This window comes from Pseudomonas sp. GW822-FHT04C11 (genome assembly GCF_058800905.1).
Genome location: NZ_JBXAMS010000001.1, coordinates 295,018 through 313,445, shown reverse-complemented (window position 1 = coordinate 313,445; position 18,428 = coordinate 295,018). Strand labels below are relative to the sequence as shown.

Below are 18,428 nucleotides of genomic sequence, written 5' to 3'. Positions count from 1 at the left end.
TATCGCGGGCGGGCCCGGCTTGTATGTTTAGACTTGAAGGGGTGGGTGGTGAATCTACCCAATCAACCCGCCTTGGCCGCCTGGCGCAACCGACGTACTTCCACAAGTTTGCGCACCATCGAGCGATAGCCTTTGCTGTTGAGTAACAACAAGCCCAGCAGTGGCCAGAACAAACATTCACTGTAGATAAACCAATGCGGGCTGTATTGCAGCGTCGGCAATACCACCAGCAGGCACACCACGAAAAACGCCACCATTCCCCACACGGCCCAGGCCCGCCCACGCACAATCAGGAAGTTGCTGTTGACCACAAACAATGCAGCGAATATCACCACAAACCAGGACACAGTGGCATTCGTAGCCATGGGCACATCGGCGAAATAGGTGCTGGCCGCTAAGGAAATTGCGCCAGAGCCACCGAGGCAACCCGCAAGAATCACGCCGATGAACGATGGGAAATGTTCCAGCAAAAACGGTTTTAACGACGGAACACCACTCATCACTCCAACTCCTCATACAGGCCTATCGCCAGGGTCTTGAGCTGCTTGGGGTTATCCGAGCGCGCCAGGCCCCAGACGCTCAGCCCTGCACTGAAGGCATCGCCCAACTGTACGATGGTGGAATGCTTGAGCTGGGTGTGAGTGAAGCGCTTGGGCAAGTCACCGCGCAGTTGCAGCAGCTTGCGCATCTTGGTCGACATCTGCGGGTCGGCAATTTTCAACAGTTCTTTGGTCAGTTTTTCTCGCTCTTGGCCATTGAGGCCTTTAAGCACCTGGCGCAGGGTTTTACCGGTGGATGCACGGGCGACATTGACCAGCTTGACCGTGGTCAGCGCAGACGCGCCCACACCGACCAAGGCGGCGCCGTCCATGATCTTGGTAGCGGCCTGGTACCACTCTTCGTTATCCAGATAGTCATTCATGCCAGGGTTGACGATTTCATTGCGGGTGCGAAATGCGCCCATCAGGCATGACGCCGTACTGGCTGTAGCACTGGCATAGCCAATGACCGTGATGACCGAACTGGCGCCAGCGGTGAACGGCACCGCGATGGTGCCACTTAACATCACCAGCCAACCCAGGACCGCGCCGCCACAGGACAACGTGGTGTTGAAAGCTTCGCTGATCAGTCGCGACTCTCGCGGGTTATTCACCACTTGGTCAGCAAATTGTGCGGGAGCGACGTATTTCTGCGCCTCACGTACGATGATGCGCTTGGGCTGGATACTGCAAATCGGCTTGAACTCACGCAGGGTAACTACGTTGAAGTCGGCGTCGATATACACCACCCCTGCGCCGACGATGCTGGGATCGGCGTCGATGGCAGCAAATATACGCGGCAGGTTGAGTTCACTTTCGATGCGCTGGCGCGCCATGAACTGGGAGCGGTTGGAGTCCATGCCGATGCCGAGCAGGGGGTTGCTCATGGGTGTTCTTCCTTGAAGTGGAGAGTGGCCATGCCGGCCTCATCGCGGGCAAGCCCGGCTCCCACATCTGGAATGCATTCCCCTGTGGGAGCTGGCTTGCCTGCGATGGCAATTAATGGGCGCCACCTTAACAAACAAGTTCTCCAGCGCCTACAAAGCAAAACGCCAGCACGAGGCTGGCGTTTTGCTTGCTAGGCTGCGATCAACGCGGCACGACTGGCTTGCGCGCAGGCTTTGGCCCTTTGCCTTTGGCGGCGTCCTTGCGTTCCTTCGCGGCCTGTTGGTTGCGGGCGAACGCCGCGGCCTTGGCCTGTTCACGCTTGTCCCACGGGTTACCGCCATCGCTGGCACGCGGCGGCAAGCCGGTGTGTTGCGTGAGGATCTTGGTGGTCTTTTCCCCAGCCACTTTATGGCTACCGGCTGGCGTCGAGTTCTTGCGACGGGCGCTCTGGTAACTGTCGGTGGCCGGCTGGTGCAGCGGGATCAGCTGGTTCTTGCCCGGCCCGATCAGGTCGGCGCGGCCCATGCGGGTCAGCGCTTCACGCAACATCGGCCAGCCTTTCGGATCGTGGTAACGCAAGAACGCCTTGTGCAGACGACGCTGCTCTTCGCTCTTGACGATGGTCACCGCGTCACTCTTGTAAGTGACCTTGCGCAACGGGTTCTTGCCCGAATGATACATGGCGGTGGCGGTGGCCATCGGCGACGGGTAGAACGCCTGCACCTGATCCGCACGGAAACCGTTGCCCTTGAGCCACAAGGCCAGGTTCATCATGTCTTCGTCGGTGGTGCCCGGGTGGGCGGCGATGAAGTACGGAATCAGGTACTGCTCTTTCCCGGCTTCCTTGGAGTACTTCTCGAACATCCGCTTGAACTTGTCATAGCTGCCGATGCCCGGCTTCATCATCTGGTTGAGCGGACCTTCCTCGGTATGTTCCGGGGCGATCTTCAGGTAACCGCCGACGTGGTGGGTCACCAGCTCCTTGACGTATTCCGGCGACTCGACCGCGAGGTCGTAACGCAGGCCGGAGGCGATCAGGATCTTCTTCACACCCGGCAAGGCACGGGCGCTGCGATACAGCTGGATCAGCGACGAGTGGTCGGTGTTGAGGTTCGGGCAAATGCCGGGGAATACGCATGACGGCTTGCGGCACGCGGATTCGATTTCCGGGCTCTTGCAAGCGATGCGGTACATGTTCGCGGTCGGGCCGCCGAGGTCGGAGATCACGCCGGTAAAGCCTGGCACTTTGTCGCGGATCTCTTCGATCTCGCGAATGATCGACTCTTCGGAGCGGTTCTGGATGATCCGGCCTTCGTGCTCGGTGATCGAGCAGAAGGTACAGCCGCCGAAGCAGCCGCGCATGATGTTCACCGAGAAACGGATCATGTCGTAGGCAGGGATCTTCTCCTTGCCATACGCCGGGTGCGGAACACGTGCGTAAGGCATGCCGAACACGTAGTCCATTTCTTCAGTGGTCATCGGAATCGGCGGTGGGTTGAACCAGACGTCGACTTCGCCGTGCTTCTGTACCAGCGCGCGGGCGTTGCCCGGGTTGGTTTCCAGGTGCAGCACGCGGTTGGCGTGGGCGTACAGAACGGCGTCACCACGAACCTTTTCTACCGATGGCAGACGGATCACGGTCTTGTCGCGGGTCATCCGCGGGCTCGCCAGAATCTGCACGACCTTGGCTTCTTCCGGATCTTCAACCGGTCCCTTTTCCTGCTCGATGGCGCAGGCCTGGGTGTCTTGGGTGTTGACGTACGGGTTGATGATCTTGTCGATCTTGCCCGGACGGTCGATGCGCGTGGAGTCGACTTCGTACCAGCCTTGCGGCGTATCACGACGGATGAACGCGGTGCCGCGCACGTCGGTGATGTCTTCGATCTTGTGACCGTAGGACAGACGCTGGGCAACTTCGACGATCGCCCGCTCGGCGTTGCCGTACAGGAGGATGTCGGCGCAGGCGTCGATCAGGATCGAGTTACGCACCCGGTCCTGCCAGTAATCGTAGTGCGCGATGCGGCGCAGGGATGCTTCGATGCCACCGAGAACGATCGGCACATTCTTGTAGGCTTCCTTGCAGCGCTGGCTGTAAACCAGGCTCGCGCGATCCGGACGTTTGCCCGCCAGGCCACCGGGGGTGTAGGCGTCATCGGAACGGATTTTCTTGTCGGCGGTGTAGCGGTTGATCATCGAGTCCATGTTGCCGGCCGCGACACCGAAAAACAGGTTCGGCTCGCCGAGCTTCATGAAGTCGTCTTTGGACTGCCAGTTTGGCTGGGCAATGATCCCGACGCGAAAGCCCTGGGACTCCAGCAGCCGGCCGATGATTGCCATGCCAAACGACGGGTGGTCAACGTACGCATCACCGGTGACGATGATGATGTCGCAGGAATCCCAGCCAAGCTGATCCATCTCCTCCCTGCTCATTGGCAGGAATGGCGCTGGACCGAAACATTCGGCCCAGTACTTGGGATAGTCAAATAACGGCTTGGCTGTTTGCATGACGATGACCGGTGTTGAGATGAAAAATCGCGGGCGCGGAATATAGCACAAAATTTAACCAATTCCGACGGCTATGGTCGGAAATTGCAGAGCCGGATTCGCAACAAGCTCCTGAGGCATGACACCGCTCTTGTGGCGAGGGAGCTTGCTCCCGCTGGGCAGCGAAGCGGCCCCCATAGTTTATCTGTGATACCGCAAATTCAGAATTTACGACTGCTGCGCAGCCGAACGGGAGCGAGCTCCCTCGCCACAAAGTCCCTGCTCAGTTACTCATCATCGTCGAAGTTATAGCTGCCCGGCGCGAGGTTTTCGAATCGGGTGTATTTGCCGATGAAGGCCAGGCGGATAAAGCCGATCGGGCCGTTCCGCTGTTTACCGATGATGATCTCGGCGATGCCTTTATGCTCGGTCTCCGGGTGATACACCTCGTCCCGGTACACGAACATGATGACGTCGGCGTCCTGCTCGATCGCTCCAGATTCCCGCAAGTCGGAGTTCACTGGACGTTTGTTCGGCCGCTGCTCGAGGGAACGGTTGAGCTGGGACAGCGCCACTACCGGACAGTTGAACTCCTTGGCCAGGGCTTTCAGGGAACGGGAGATCTCGGAAATCTCGTTGGTCCGGTTGTCACCGCTGGAACCCGGGATCTGCATCAGTTGCAAGTAGTCGATCATGATCAGACCGATCTCACCGTGTTCGCGCACCAGACGACGGGTCCGCGCACGCATTTCCGACGGGCTGATGCCGGCGGTATCGTCGATGAACAGCTTGCGATCGTTGAGCAGGTTGACCGCCGAGGTCAGGCGCGGCCAATCGTCATCTTCCAGGCGACCGGCCCGGACCTTGGTCTGGTCGATCCGGCCCAGCGAAGACAACATACGCATGATCAGCGACTCGCCTGGCATCTCGAGCGAATAAACCAGTACCGCCTTCTCGCTGCGCAACACGGCGTTCTCCACCAGGTTCATCGCAAAGGTGGTTTTACCCATCGATGGACGGCCGGCGACGATGATCAGGTCAGACGGTTGCAGGCCGCTGGTCTTCTCGTCGAGGTCGGTGTAGCCGGTCGACAGGCCGGTGATGGCGTTGTCGGTGTTGAACAAGGTGTCGATGCGGTCGATGGCCTTGGTCAACAGGTCATTGACGCTTACCGGGCCACCGGTTTTCGGGCGCGCTTCGGCGATCTGGAAAATCTGCCGTTCAGCTTCGTCGAGAATCTCGGCGGCGGTGCGGCCTTCCGGGTTGAAGGCGCTGTCGGCGATTTCGGTGCTGATGCCGATCAGTTGGCGCAAGGTCGCTCGCTCACGAACGATCTGGGCATAGGCCTTGATGTTGGCGACCGACGGCGTGTTTTTTGCCAATTCGCCCAGATAACCGAGACCGCCGACTTGCGAGGTCTGACCTTCCTTGTCCAATTGCTCGGCAAGGGTCACGACGTCGATCGGCGAGTTCTGATCGGCCAGCTTGGCGATCGCACGGAAGATCAGGCGGTGGTCATGTCGATAGAAATCACCGTCCGAGACCTGATCAAGCACGCGCTCCCAGGCGTTGTTGTCCAGCATCAGACCACCGAGCACGGCCTGTTCGGCCTCGATGGAATGCGGCGGCACTTTCAGCGCGGCGGTTTGCAGATCGTATTGCTCAGGAGCGGAGATATCGTTCATGGCCACTTGGGTTCTTTAGGAAAAGCAGGGGTTGTAAAAAATCAGGAACTGCAGAAAGACAAAGGGCACGACCTGTAAACAGGATCGTGCCCGATGTTACCGGCAAGCACCCAAGGGCGCCAGCCGACAAGTACTTCTTAAGCTGCTACCACGACAACGCGTACGGTGGCTTCAACTTCAGCGTGCAGGTGCACGGCTACGTCGAATTCGCCTACGTTGCGGATGGTGCCGTTCGGCAGACGAACTTCGCTTTTTGCAACTTCAACGCCAGAGGCGGTCAGTGCATCAGCGATGTCGTGGGTACCGATCGAACCGAACAGCTTGCCTTCGTCACCGGCGGTGGCAGTGATAGTCACTTCCAGCTCAGCCAGTTGGGCAGCGCGGTTTTCAGCCGAAGTTTTACGGTCTGCTGCGGCTTTTTCCAGCTCAGCGCGACGCTCTTCGAACGCAGCCAGGTTGGCAGCGGTCGCAGCGGTAGCTTTGCCGTAAGGCAGCAGGTAGTTACGACCGTAACCAGCCTTAACGTTCACTTTGTCACCCAGGTTGCCCAGGTTGGTGACTTTTTCCAGAAGGATCAGTTGCATGTGAAAATCCTCTTAACTTTTAACCTTCACCGTTCGCGCTATCGACGTCTTTCGGCGTCAATCGACCGCGAAAATCAATCAGGCTGTCGACAATGGCCAGGACCACCAGCAACGGATAGATCAGTTGCATAAACAGCAACAGCGTTACGTACAACCCCACCAGCCAAAACCTGGCCAGTCGCTTTTCAGCCACCAGCCCATGAATCAGGGCCAGCCCGGCGAACACCAGCGGTACGCTGCACAACGGCGTCAACATGGCCAGCTGGGAACCGAAGTTCGGCCCCAGAAGCATGCACGCCAGCAGCAACATCGCCGGCCCCAGCGGGATTCGGATGGCGCGAAACTCGCGACCAAAACCACCAGGGTTGTACAACAACGCCTGCCAGTAGCGCCCAACAATCAGGCTCAGCACACTGACGATTTGCAACAAGGCCGCTATCAGGCCGGTCAGGACCGGGGCAATCAGGGCGGCGAGACGTGCTCGCTCCTCTACCGACAATTGCTGGTAGAGGTCACCGAGGGCCAGCGGCAGGATCTTTACCAGTTCCTGCGACAGCATCTCGATCTGGGGGCGGTAAGCCGCGCCCAGCACCACTGAAAACACCAATCCCATCGCTATGCTGACCAGCAGCACGCGGTTCCAGGACTCACTTGCGCGCAAAACCAACGCAAGGCCCGAAGACCCCAGCAACACCATGAGTGCGCGTGGATCATCGGAATACAGCCACCAGATCAATGCCGGCAGTATTCCCAGAGCAAGAACGCCAAGGGCGTCCTTCAATCCGCGCCGCAGCAGCACAAGGCTCCCTGCGGCAGCACCCAACCAGTACAACAACGGCAATGCCGCGCATCCAGCCACTACGAGAGTGGCCTGCATACGACCGCGCATGATGAACTCAGCTATGGCGCGCATGCATTCAATCCTTTGCTACGTGTCGACTGCCCGGTCTCAGCGGCCGTGGCTGTCGGTGTAGGCCAGCAGGGCCAGGAAGCGGGCGCGCTTGATAGCGGTGGCCAGCTGACGCTGATAACGAGCTTTGGTACCGGTGATGCGGCTTGGAACGATTTTGCCGGTCTCGGATACGTAAGCTTTCAGAGTGTTGAGATCTTTGTAATCGATCTCTTTCACGTCTTCAGCGGTGAAGCGGCAGAATTTACGACGACGGAAGAAACGTGCCATGTAATAGGCTCCTCAAAAGGTCCGTGGATTACTCGTCAGCGTTATCGCTGTTGTCGCTGTCATCACTGTCAACGCTTTCAGCGCCTTCGTGCTCAGGACGGTCGCGACGCTCACGGCGCTCACTGCGGTTTTCTTCAGCCTTGAGCATCTCGGATTGGCCGGTAACGGCTTCTTCGCGACGGATGACCAGGTTACGGATCACTGCATCGTTGTAGCGGAAGTTGTCTTCCAGCTCGGCCAGGGCCTTGCCAGTGCACTCAACGTTCAGCATCACGTAGTGAGCCTTGTGAACATTGTTGATTGCGTAGGCCAGTTGACGACGGCCCCAATCTTCCAGACGGTGGATTTTGCCGCCGTCTTCTTCGATCAGCTTGGTGTAACGCTCAACCATGCCGCCGACTTGCTCGCTTTGATCCGGGTGGACCAAAAAGATGATTTCGTAATGACGCATGAATGCTCCTTACGGGTTGTAGCCTGCCGCTCAAAAGCGGTCAGACAAGGAGTGAATGACACTTATGGACTTGCCGGCGATGGACACATGCGTGCCTGCCGTCACAGCAAGGGGCGCAATTGTAGAGAAGGGACAGAAGCGGCGCAAGGCAATTGGTGATTATTTGAACAATCACCACAGCATGATCATTCCCACGAGCGTGGGAATGATCATTGCACCTGGCTCAGGACTTCTTGGCGGTCGCGGCGGCTTTGACGCCACGCTGGCGCAGGGCTTCGAACAGGCACACGCCGGTAGCCACGGAAACGTTGAGGCTGCTGACGCTGCCGGCCATTGGCAAACGCACCAGATAGTCGCAAAGATCACGCGTCAGGCGACGCATTCCGCTACCTTCTGCGCCCATGATCAGGATGGTCGGGCCGGTCAGGTCTTGCTGATACAGATCCTGCTCAGCCTCCCCCGCCGTGCCGACAACCCACAAGCCACGCTGCTTGAGCTTTTCCAGGGTGCGCGCCAGGTTGGTCACGGCCACCAACGGAATCACTTCCGCGGCACCACAGGCGACTTTACGCACAGTCGGAGTCAGGGTGGCTGACTTGTCTTTCGGAACGATCACCGCCAAGGCACCCGCCGCGTCGGCAGAACGCAGGCAAGCACCGAGGTTGTGCGGATCGGTCACGCCGTCGAGCACCAGCAGCAGCGGCGCACCTTCGGTACGGTCGAGCAGCTCGTCGAGCATTGCCTCGCCCCAGACCTGGCTTGGACTTACCTCTGCCACCACGCCCTGGTGCACGCCTTCAACCCAGGCATCGAGCTCACGACGCTCGGCCTGGCCGACCGCAACGCGGTTTTCGCTGGCCAGTTCGATCAGCGTCTGAACGCGCGGATCACTGCGGCCTTCGGCCAGCCAGATCTGCTTGACGCGTTTCGGGTGATGACGCAGCAACGCTTCTACGGCATGCACGCCGTAGATTTTTTCCAACTGACTCATGACTTGGCCTTAGGTTTACGCGCCCCGCCGCTTTTGGCTGGAGCCGAGCCCGCTTTTGGCGGGCCTTTACGGTGTTTACTTGGTTTGGCTGGCTTGCCGCCGGAGGCCTTTTCAGGCGCCGACCGCCCGGTCTTTCCCCCAGACGCCGCTTTACCGCCGCTCTTCGCTTCGGCCAGCAACGCCTGTTTCATTTCACGACTTTTACGTACTTCGGCGTTTTTCGCTGCGGCGTCGCTCGGGCGATAAGCCTCGACCGCTTTTTCCTTCGCCGGACCGCGACGGCCGGCTTTTGCCGGTGCCGGCTCAGCAGCCGTCTTGGCGGCAGGCGCCGAGGTTTCTGCGCCACGCTTCTTGCGGCCAATCGGCGCGCTGATGGTTTTTTCAGCCATCTCGAAGTCGATCTTGCGCTCGTCCAGGTCAACCCGCATCACGCGCACTTCAACGGTATCGCCGAGGCGGAAGCTGCGACCGGTACGCTCACCGGCCAGGCGGTGATGCACAGGGTCGAAGTGGTAGTAGTCGCCCGGCAAAGCGGTCACGTGGACCAGACCTTCGACGTAGATATCGGTCAGCTCGACGAACAGGCCAAAACCGGTCACCGCGGTGATCACACCCGGGAACGACTCGCCCACGCGATCTTTCATGAACTCGCACTTGAGCCAGTTCACCACGTCACGGGTCGCTTCGTCGGCACGGCGCTCGCTCATCGAGCACTGCTCGCCGAGCTGCTCCAGCGCCGCCTCGTCGTACGGATAGATGCGCGCTTTCGGAATGGTCATCGCCCCGGCACGACGCACGTGTGGCGTGTCTTGCTTGGAGTGGATGACACTGCGAATCGCCCGGTGCGTGAGCAAGTCCGGGTAACGGCGAATCGGCGAGGTGAAGTGGGTATAGGCTTCGTAATTCAGGCCGAAGTGGCCCTGGTTATCGGCGCTGTACACCGCCTGGCTCAACGAGCGCAGCATGACGGTCTGGATCAGGTGGAAATCCGGACGATCCTTGATCCCGGCCAGCAACGCCTGGTAATCCTTCGGCGACGGGCCATCCTTGCCTTTGTGCAGGGACAGGCCGAGCTCGCCGAGGAAGGCGCGGAGTTTTTCCAGACGCTCCGGTGGCGGACCATCGTGAACCCGGTAGAGCGCAGGGATTTCGTGTTTTTTCAGGAACTCGGCGGTGGCCACGTTGGCCGCCAGCATGCATTCCTCGATCAGCTTGTGCGCGTCGTTGCGCACAGTCGGACGGATTTCGGCAATCTTGCGCTCGGAACCGAAGATGATTCGGGTTTCCTGCGTTTCGAAATCGATTGCGCCACGCACGTGACGGGCTGCCAGCAACACCTTGTACAGCGAGTAGAGCTGCTTGAGGTGCGGCACCACGTCGGTGTATTCGCCACGAAGCTGACGAGCTTCGGTGGTTTTCGGTTGTTCCAGCATTGCGCTGACCTTGTTGTAGGTCAGGCGAGCGTGGGAGTGAATCACCGCTTCGTAGAAGCAGTAGTCGGTCATCTCACCGGTTTTGGAGATGGTCATCTCGCAAACCATGGCCAGGCGATCGACATGCGGGTTCAGCGAGCACAGGCCGTTGGACAGCTGCTCAGGCAGCATCGGCACTACGCGCTCGGGGAAGTACACCGAGTTGCCGCGCACCTGGGACTCGGCATCCAGCGCCGAACCGATCTTCACGTAGCTGGAAACGTCGGCAATCGCCACGTACAACTTCCAGCCACCGGAGAACAGCCGCAGCTTGCCCGGTTTCGCTTCGCAGTAGACCGCGTCATCGAAGTCGCGAGCATCTTCGCCGTCGATGGTAACGAACGGCAGATGACGCAGGTCGATGCGCTTCTCTTTGTCTTTCTCTTCGACTTCCGGCTTGAGCTTGGCGGCTTCTTTAAGCACCGCTTCCGGCCAGACGTGGGGAATGTCGTAGGTCCGCAGGGCAATATCGATTTCCATGCCCGGCGCCATGTAGTTGCCGACCACTTCCACCACGTCGCCTTGCGGCTGGAAGCGTGGGGTCGGCCAGTGCGTGATCTTTACTTCAACGAATTGGCCGATATTGGCGTTGGCGTTACGACCCGGGGTGACCAGCACTTCCTGCTGGATCTTCGGGTTGTCGGCCACCACGAAGCCGATGCCGCCTTCCTCGAAGTAACGACCGACGATGCTCTCGTGAGCACGCGAGACCACTTCGACGATCACGCCTTCGCGGCGACCACGACGGTCCAGACCGGAAACCCGTGCCAGCGCACGGTCGCCGTCGAACACCAGACGCATCTGCGCCGGGCTCATGAACAGGTCGTCGCTGCCGTCGTCCGGGATCAGGAAACCGAAGCCGTCACGGTGACCGCTGATGCGGCCCAGGATCAGGTCGAGCTTGTCTACCGGCGCGTAAGTGCCGCGACGAGTGTAAATAAGCTGAGCATCGCGCTCCATGGCGCGCAGGCGGCGGCGCAGGGCTTCGATCTGGTCTTCTGTGGTCAGACCAAACTCTTCGACCAGTTGCTCGCGGTTAGCAGGCGAACCCCGATCAGCAAGGTGCTGAAGGATCAGTTCGCGGCTAGGAATAGGGTTTTCATATTTTTCCGCTTCACGAGCGGCCTCGGGATCGAGGGACTGCCAATCGGCCATTAGAGAGTTTTCACCTTGTCTATATGCGGGTTAGTTTGGCATAGGCGTAATGAAACGGGAAATTTCAGGCTCCTGGAGGCCCTAAAAGGCCCTTCCTCCGCCTGGAAAGACAGCATCAAGCACCGCTCGTAAAATTTTCCAGGTTTTTTTGAGTTCAGGGGTTTACAGTTAAAAGGACGCTCCGTATAGTGCGCGCCATCGACGACGCAGACGCATCTCGATACTGCCCAGATGGTGACGAAATTGGTAGACACGCCAGCTTCAGGTGCTGGTGACCGCAAGGTCGTGGAAGTTCGAGTCTTCTTCTGGGCACCAATTTCGAGCTTGAGATTAGTTCAATTTCAAGGCTCACACAAAAACCCGCGAAAGCGGGTTTTTGCATTCTAGCCATTTGATTTATTAAAACTAAATCAGGGGTTTACAGATCAAAACGCTCTCCGTATAGTGCGCCACATCAACAGCGGCAACGTTGCTGATACTGCCCAGATGGTGAAATTGGTAGACACGCCAGCTTCAGGTGCTGGTGACCGCAAGGTCGTGGAAGTTCGAGTCTTCTTCTGGGCACCAATTCAAAGTTCAAGGTCAACGATCTTGAATCTCACAAAAACCCGCGAAAGCGGGTTTTTGCGTTTCTGGCTTTCAATCATCTCAAGCCACCAGCCTTCCTGTGGCGAGGGGGCCTGCCCTCGTCGGCCGGTCCGCGTTCGGGCGAAGCAGTCGTAAACCCTGAGAATGCGGTCTGGCTGAATGAATACTGGGGCCGCTTCGCGCCCCAACGGGGGCAAGCCCCCTCGCCACAAAGGTCCGCGCCAACCCCACTAACAAAACCTCGCCCGCCCTGAAAGACGCACTTGAGAAACAATATCGTTTATCATTGTTGCAAGTTTTTGCAATGCGACAGTGAGGAACCCAGCCAATGATGTTTCGAAATACCCTGCGCCGCGGCCTGACCATCACTCTGCTGGGGCTGACCCTGGCAACGCCATTCACCCAAGCCGCCGAAAAAGTTTCCCTGACGCTCTACAACGGTCAACACAAGGAAGTCGGCGACGCTGTCGCCAAAGCCTTCGAAGCCAAGACCGGCATTCACGTCAATGTACGCAAAGGCAGCAGCAACCAACTGGCCAGCCAGATCGTCGAAGAAGGCAATCGCTCGCCTGCCGACGTGATCTACACCGAAGAATCGCCACCGCTGAACAAACTCGGCGAACAAGGCCTGCTGGCGAAGACCGACGCCGCCACGCTGGAAGTACTGCCCAAGGATTACGTTGCCGGTAATGGCACCTGGATTGGCATCACTGCCCGGGTCCGCGTGGTCGCCTTCAACCCAAAACTGATCGACGAAAAAGACCTGCCCAAATCGGTGATGGGATTCTCCGATCCGAAGTGGCAGGGCAAAGTTGGCTTCGTGCCAAGCAGCGGTGCGTTCCAGGAACAAGCCGTGGCAATCATCAAGCTGCACGGGATGGACGCCGCCGAAGAATGGCTGACCGGCCTGCGCGCTTTCGGCAAGGTCTACAGCAACAACATGGTGGCGCTGAAAGCCGTGGAGAATGGCGAAGTCGCCACCGTGCTGGTGAATAACTACTACTGGTTCGCCTTGCAGCGCGAAAAGGGCACGCTCGACTCGAAACTGCATTACTTCACCGGCGGCGATGTTGGCGGCCTGATCACCGTGTCCAGCGCTGCCGTGCTCAAGTCCAGCAAACACCCGCAAGAAGCCCAGCAACTCCTCGCCTACATGGCCAGCGAAGAAGGTCAGCGCGTGATCACTCAAACCACCGCCGAATACCCGCTGCGTAAAGGTCTGGAATCGGACCGCGGACTCAAGCCGTTCAGTGAGCTGCAAGCGCCGAATGTCACCCCTGCCGACCTTGGCAACGCTGAAGCCGCACTGGACCTGGAACGCGACGTTGGCCTGAACTGATGAGTGCATCGCTGAGCGCCTCCGCATCACGCGGGGGTTATGTGCCACGGCGTAAACGACCATCGATCTGGCTGTTGTTGCCGGTATTGCTATTGGTCTGCCTGAGCCTGCTGCCGCTGTTGTATGTCGGGCTCAAAGCCTGGCAAGCCGGCTGGGCGCAAGCACTGCATCTGCTGTGGCGGCCGTATGTGTTTGGCCTGTTGCGCAATACGCTGCTGCTGATGGTCGGCGTGACGGTTGCCTGCGCGATCATCGGCCTGTCGCTGGCCTGGCTGCTGGAACGCAGCAACTTGCCGGGTCGGCGCCTGTGGGGCGTGATCCTCTGCCTGCCGTTCGCCGTACCGGCCTTCGTCAGCAGCTTCACCTGGGTGTCCCTGAGCGCCAGCTTCGAAGGCCTGGGCGGGGCGATTCTGGTGATGACCCTGTCCAAGTACCCGCTGGTGTTTCTGCCGGTGGCAGCGACGTTGCGCAATCTCGACCCGGCACTGGAAGAGTCCGCCCGAACCCTGGGACAGAACCGCTGGGGCGTATTCTTCAAGATCACCCTGCCCCTGCTCTGGCCTTCGCTGCTGGCCGGGTCGTTACTGATTGCCCTGCACATGCTGGTGGAGTTCGGCGCGCTGTCGATCATCGGCCTGCAAACCTTCACTACCGCGATCTATCAGCAGTTCGAGCTGGAGTTCAGCAACGCCAACGCGGCGATGCTTTCGGCAGTGCTGCTTGCGCTGTGCCTGGTTCTGCTGTGGCTGGAGCTGCGGGTTCGCGGCAAAGGTCGGCATGTACGAATCGGCCAAGGCGCGGCGCGACATGCCGAACAGGTTCGGCTGGGCGCATGGTCTGCGGCCGGGCAGCTCTATTGCCTGGCGCTGGCGATCATCGGCAGCGGAATTCCGCTGGGAATGTTGGCGTACTGGCTGGCTGTCGGCTCTTCGGCCGCTTTCCCGGTGGCGGCGATCAGCGAAGCCTTGCTCTCGTCACTGGCGTTGTCGTTGGGCGGCGCAGCGCTATGCCTGGCGCTGGCAGTGCCGGTTGGCTTGCTGGTGGTTCGCTATAAGGGTCGCCTGGCGCTGTGGGCCGAGCGCCTGCCGTATCTGCTGCATGCGCTGCCAGGATTGGTAATCGCGCTGACGCTGGTGTACTTCGCCCTGCACTATGTGCCGGCGCTGTATCAGACCTCGGGCTTGCTGCTGATCGCCTATGCGTTGTTGTTCCTGCCGCTGGCCCAGGCGCCGATTCGTACGGCGCTGAACAAGGCGGCACCGCAACTCGAAGAAGCAGCGCGGACGCTCGGCGCTTCGTCGCTCAGCGCCTTTGTGCGGGTGACGCTGCCGATCATCTTCCCGGCGCTGGGTGCCGCGTTTGCGCTGGTGTTTCTGGATGCGATGAAGGAGCTGACGGCAACGCTGCTGCTGAGTCCGACCGGGCTCAACACCTTGGCCACAGAGGTGTGGGCACACACCGCGAATGTCGAGTTCGCGGCAGCGGCGCCTTATGCGGCGCTGTTGATTCTGGTGTCGGGATTGCCCGTCTATCTACTCACGACGCGAATGTATTTGAGCCGCTGAAAAGCATCGCGGGCAAGCCTTGCTCCTACAGGTGTTGTGTCATACCCCTTGTAGGAGCAAAGCTTGCTCGCGATGACGTCAGCCCGACCAACAAAAATCTTAAGCCCGAAACTGCCCCAAGCTCGCTTTCAGCTGCGCCGCCAGGCTGTCCAGCACCTTGCCGCTGGCTGTAGTTTCCACCACCGCCTGAGCCGCGCGCTCGGCCTGAGCATGAATGGTCTCGACCCGCCCACGCACCGCGTGCGCACCTTTGGCCTGATGAGCTGCGGCCTGAGTCGCCAGACCGATGGCCGCATGTACCTGCTCGACGGAAACCTGCACCGATTGCTGCAAGCGCGCACTGTCGCGCAATACCAGCAAACCTTCGCTGGCCTGACGCCCCGCCTGCCCGATCGCCGCTACGGCCTCGCGAGCGCCTTGTTGCAACGCCCCGATGTGCGCCTGAATGTCGCCAGTCGAGCTTTGAGTCTTGCTGGCCAGCGCCCGCACTTCATCGGCCACCACCGCAAAACCACGCCCGGTCTCACCCGCCCTCGCCGCTTCGATCGCCGCGTTCAGTGCCAGCAAGTTGGTCTGCTCGGCGATCCCGTGAATCACCTCGAGCACCACTTCAATCTGCTCGCTCTGCTGCGCCAGACGCTCGATGACTTTGGCCCCGGTATCGACTTGTCCAGCCAAGGCTTCGATCAAGCTGCCAACCTGCGCCGAGGTGCGAGTGTTTTCATCCGTTGCTTGACGAATATCCACCACCTGTTGCAACGCCGCCTGCATCGCGTGGCTTTCGGCCTGCGCCTCGTCAGCCATTTGCGACAAGGCACGCAAGCTCTCCGCCACTTCATCGCGCTGGGATTTCGCCGCCGCATCGGCGCCGGCATTGCGCTTGCTCATGGCACCGATTTCCACACCGGTGCGCTGGGCCACATCACCCGCCTCGCGAACGATCGGCTGCAACTTATCCACAAAGCGGTTGACCGCCGACGCCATGTCACCGATTTCATCTTTGCTGTTGATCTGCACGCGCTTGGTCAGGTCGCCATCACCCGCGGCTAGATCCTCCATTGCCGCGATCAACAGCTTCAGGCGATTGACCACCCGTCGTCCAAGCACGACCGCCAGTAGCAGCAAGACACCAAAGCCGACCAACGCCAGCGCCATGCCGATCCGCCAGCGCAAGGTCGCCGCCGCTTCCTGAACGGTGTTGGTGGTATTGGCTTTCATTTCGGTGGCCGTGGACTGCGCCGACTGCAAACGCGAGCGCATGGCCGTGGCGCTATCAGCTGCAGCGCCCTTGAGGCTGTCGCCGACCAGCTGATCACTGCTGGCGATCAGCGCCGAGAAGCGCTTGTCGAGGGCTACCAGGTCTGTTTCCACCGACGCCGTGGAGACCCCCATCAGCACCTTGCCGATTTCCACGCCATTGGGGTTGATCGAGGCTTCGAGGTAGTAGACCGAAGGATCGTGTTTCGCCGCATCCAGCACTTTATCCAGCGCCCGCTCACCCTGGCCTTTTTCCAAAAGGGCCTGGTTGATCGGGTTTTCCCGGTTCAGATAGCGGGTCAGGTGCTGGCCGGTGGCGTCGTCATACACCACGAACAGTACGTTCGGATTGCGCTGGGCCCGACGGGCGAATTCGGACAGCGTTGGAACGTCGCTGTCCCACATCGCGCGGGGCGCGACCGACGCCAGGAGCTGAGCCATGTCATTGGCCGAGTCCTTCAGGTCCTTTTCCAGGGCCGCACGCAGTTGCGCCTGCTCGTCCTTGAGTCGTGAGGACAGACCGGCGGTCAGGCGCTGACGGGTACTGGTGGAGAGGTTATCAAGACTTGAGGTGACTTCACGCCCGGCCTGTTCGAGTTCGCCAGAGAGCTTCTGGCTATCGACGCCGAGACGATTGCCCAAATCAGCTTCCAATGCGGTCACTGTGCTCCGGGTCAGTGCGACAGCCACCAACACTTGCACCAACAGGGCGATACCAAGGGTAACGAACACGGGCCGCAACAAACGGCTTTGTAACAGTGAGAGAACGGCCGACACAGGAAATCCCTCTACTTGCACGCCATTAAATTGATGGCACTCTGGAACAGAGATTCACAGCAAAGGTCATGCCGCCCGACAGGCATAAACGACAAAGGGCCCGATTAAGGGCCCTTTGTTTTTTACATCAACGACTTATCAAGCAAACGGGTGACGCAGAACGATGGTCTCGTTGCGGTCCGGGCCCGTCGAAATAATGTCGATCGGTGCACCGACCAACTCTTCGACGCGCTTGATGTAGTTGCGAGCAGCCTGAGGCAGCTCTTCCAGGGTCTTGGCGCCCAGGGTCGACTCAGTCCAGCCCGGCATTTCTTCGTACACCGGCTCAAGACCGATGTAGCTGTCGGCGTCGGTCGGTGCGTCGATCACTGCACCATCCTGGTTTTTGTAGCCCACGCAGATGTTGATGGTCTCAAGACCGTCCAGCACGTCCAGCTTGGTCAGGCACAGGCCCGAGATGCTGTTGACGTCGATGGCGCGACGCAGGATGACGGCGTCGAACCAGCCGCAACGACGGGCACGACCGGTGGTAGCACCGAATTCATGGCCACGCTTGGCCAGGAACGCACCAACGTCGTCGAACAGCTCGGTCGGGAACGGGCCCGAACCCACGCGAGTGGTGTAAGCCTTGGTGATGCCGAGGATGTAATCCAGGTACATCGGGCCAAAACCCGAACCGGTCGCGATGCCGCCAGCGGTGGTGTTGGAGCTGGTGACGTACGGGTAGGTACCGTGGTCGATGTCCAGCAGGGAGCCTTGGGCGCCTTCGAACATGATGTCTTTGCCGTCGCGACGCAGGTTATGCAGTTCGGCGGTGACGTCGAGCATCATCGGCTTCAGCAGCTCGGCGTATTCCATGCACTCATCCAGAGTTTTCTGGAAGTCGATGGCCGGCTCTTTGTAGTAATTGACCAGTACGAAGTTGTGGTAGTCCAGCAACTCGCCCAGCTTGGCGGCGAAACGCTCGCGGTGGAACAGATCACCGATGCGCAGGCCACGACGTGCAACCTTGTCTTCGTAGGCCGGGCCGATGCCACGACCGGTGGTGCCGATCTTCAGCTCGCCACGGGCCTTTTCACGAGCCTGGTCCAGCGCTACGTGGTAAGACAGGATCAACGGGCAGGAAGGGCTGATACGCAGGCGCTCGCGCACCGGTACGCCCTTCTCTTCCAGCTTGATGATCTCGCGCAGCAGGGCGTCAGGTGCAACCACCACGCCGTTGCCGATCAGGCACTGCACGCCATCGCGCAGCACGCCCGACGGGATCAGGTGCAAGACGGTTTTTTCGCCGTCGATCACCAGCGTGTGGCCAGCGTTGTGGCCACCTTGGTAGCGCACTACGGCGGCAGCATGTTCGGTCAGCAGATCAACGATCTTGCCTTTGCCCTCATCACCCCATTGGGTGCCCAGGACTACGACATTCTTACCCATAACACTTGTCCTCATTCGCGCAAACTTGGTGCCGGCAGCCGC

The 18,428-nt window shown here is 59.7% G+C and carries 14 protein-coding genes and 2 tRNA genes; 4 read left to right on the top strand and 12 right to left on the bottom strand.

From position 1 onward, the window contains the following. Window positions 1-62 precede the first annotated feature (62 nt). The 10 genes from AC1RJ3_RS01390 to rnr form a co-directional block, all read right to left on the bottom strand. Window positions 63-500: a hypothetical protein gene (locus tag AC1RJ3_RS01390; RefSeq protein ID WP_103316300.1), complete on the bottom strand. Its 438-nt coding sequence runs from the start codon at window positions 498-500 to the stop codon at window positions 63-65. Continuing rightward, a complete protein-coding gene (gene ssp4 / locus AC1RJ3_RS01385) occupies window positions 500-1,426 on the bottom strand; it encodes an Ssp4 family T6SS effector (protein ID WP_103316301.1) in 927 nt (308 codons plus the stop codon). Before ssp4 ends, AC1RJ3_RS01390 begins: the two co-directional genes overlap by 1 nt. A gap of 202 nt (window positions 1,427-1,628) precedes the next feature. Next, a complete protein-coding gene (locus tag AC1RJ3_RS01380) occupies window positions 1,629-3,932 on the bottom strand; it encodes a YgiQ family radical SAM protein (protein WP_090176228.1) in 2,304 nt (767 codons plus the stop codon). A 266-nt stretch (window positions 3,933-4,198) separates the two neighbouring features. Further along, window positions 4,199-5,596 (bottom strand): replicative DNA helicase, encoded by a 1,398-nt coding sequence (gene dnaB / locus AC1RJ3_RS01375; RefSeq protein ID WP_019691515.1) that lies wholly within the window; start codon window positions 5,594-5,596, stop codon window positions 4,199-4,201. A 137-nt stretch (window positions 5,597-5,733) separates the two neighbouring features. Beyond that, window positions 5,734-6,180, bottom strand: coding sequence for a 50S ribosomal protein L9 (gene rplI, locus AC1RJ3_RS01370; protein WP_008157007.1), 447 nt, complete (start codon window positions 6,178-6,180; stop codon window positions 5,734-5,736). 19 nt (window positions 6,181-6,199) lie between these two features. Then, on the bottom strand, window positions 6,200-7,093 hold the full coding sequence (locus tag AC1RJ3_RS01365; protein WP_054595363.1) for a YybS family protein: 894 nt from the start codon (window positions 7,091-7,093) through the stop codon (window positions 6,200-6,202). Between the two features lie 36 nt (window positions 7,094-7,129). Continuing rightward, window positions 7,130-7,360: a 30S ribosomal protein S18 gene (gene rpsR / locus AC1RJ3_RS01360; protein ID WP_002551829.1), complete on the bottom strand. Its 231-nt coding sequence runs from the start codon at window positions 7,358-7,360 to the stop codon at window positions 7,130-7,132. A 28-nt stretch (window positions 7,361-7,388) separates the two neighbouring features. Next, window positions 7,389-7,811 carry a 30S ribosomal protein S6 gene (gene rpsF / locus AC1RJ3_RS01355; RefSeq protein ID WP_054595362.1) on the bottom strand — a complete coding sequence of 141 codons (423 nt, stop codon included), beginning with the start codon at window positions 7,809-7,811 and terminating at the stop codon, window positions 7,389-7,391. Between the two features lie 223 nt (window positions 7,812-8,034). Further along, window positions 8,035-8,802, bottom strand: a complete 768-nt coding sequence (gene rlmB, locus AC1RJ3_RS01350; RefSeq protein ID WP_054595361.1) for a 23S rRNA (guanosine(2251)-2'-O)-methyltransferase RlmB — start codon at window positions 8,800-8,802, stop codon at window positions 8,035-8,037. Then, window positions 8,799-11,429 carry a ribonuclease R gene (gene rnr / locus AC1RJ3_RS01345; RefSeq protein ID WP_347928744.1) on the bottom strand — a complete coding sequence of 877 codons (2,631 nt, stop codon included), beginning with the start codon at window positions 11,427-11,429 and terminating at the stop codon, window positions 8,799-8,801. Before rnr ends, rlmB begins: the two co-directional genes overlap by 4 nt. Before the next feature lie 225 nt (window positions 11,430-11,654). Here rnr and AC1RJ3_RS01340 point away from each other — a divergent pair. The 4 genes from AC1RJ3_RS01340 to AC1RJ3_RS01325 all read left to right on the top strand — a co-directional run bounded on the left by AC1RJ3_RS01340 (window position 11,655) and on the right by AC1RJ3_RS01325 (window position 14,921). Beyond that, window positions 11,655-11,744 (top strand) — tRNA-Leu (locus tag AC1RJ3_RS01340). A gap of 165 nt (window positions 11,745-11,909) precedes the next feature. Next, window positions 11,910-11,996, top strand: a tRNA-Leu gene (locus tag AC1RJ3_RS01335). Window positions 11,997-12,345: 349 nt separating this feature from the next. Continuing rightward, the gene (locus tag AC1RJ3_RS01330) at window positions 12,346-13,356 is read left to right on the top strand and encodes an extracellular solute-binding protein (protein ID WP_054595359.1); all 1,011 of its coding nucleotides are present in this window, start codon (window positions 12,346-12,348) and stop codon (window positions 13,354-13,356) included. Beyond that, window positions 13,356-14,921: an ABC transporter permease gene (locus tag AC1RJ3_RS01325; RefSeq protein WP_493077074.1), complete on the top strand. Its 1,566-nt coding sequence runs from the start codon at window positions 13,356-13,358 to the stop codon at window positions 14,919-14,921. Before AC1RJ3_RS01330 ends, AC1RJ3_RS01325 begins: the two co-directional genes overlap by 1 nt. A gap of 99 nt (window positions 14,922-15,020) precedes the next feature. Here the strand turns inward: AC1RJ3_RS01325 and AC1RJ3_RS01320 are convergent, their stop codons facing one another. Further along, window positions 15,021-16,955 (bottom strand): methyl-accepting chemotaxis protein, encoded by a 1,935-nt coding sequence (locus AC1RJ3_RS01320; protein WP_493077072.1) that lies wholly within the window; start codon window positions 16,953-16,955, stop codon window positions 15,021-15,023. Window positions 16,956-17,093: 138 nt separating this feature from the next. Continuing rightward, entirely contained in the window at window positions 17,094-18,386 is a 1,293-nt protein-coding gene (locus tag AC1RJ3_RS01315) for an adenylosuccinate synthase (RefSeq protein ID WP_054595356.1), read from the bottom strand. Between the last annotated feature and the right edge of the window lie 42 nt (window positions 18,387-18,428).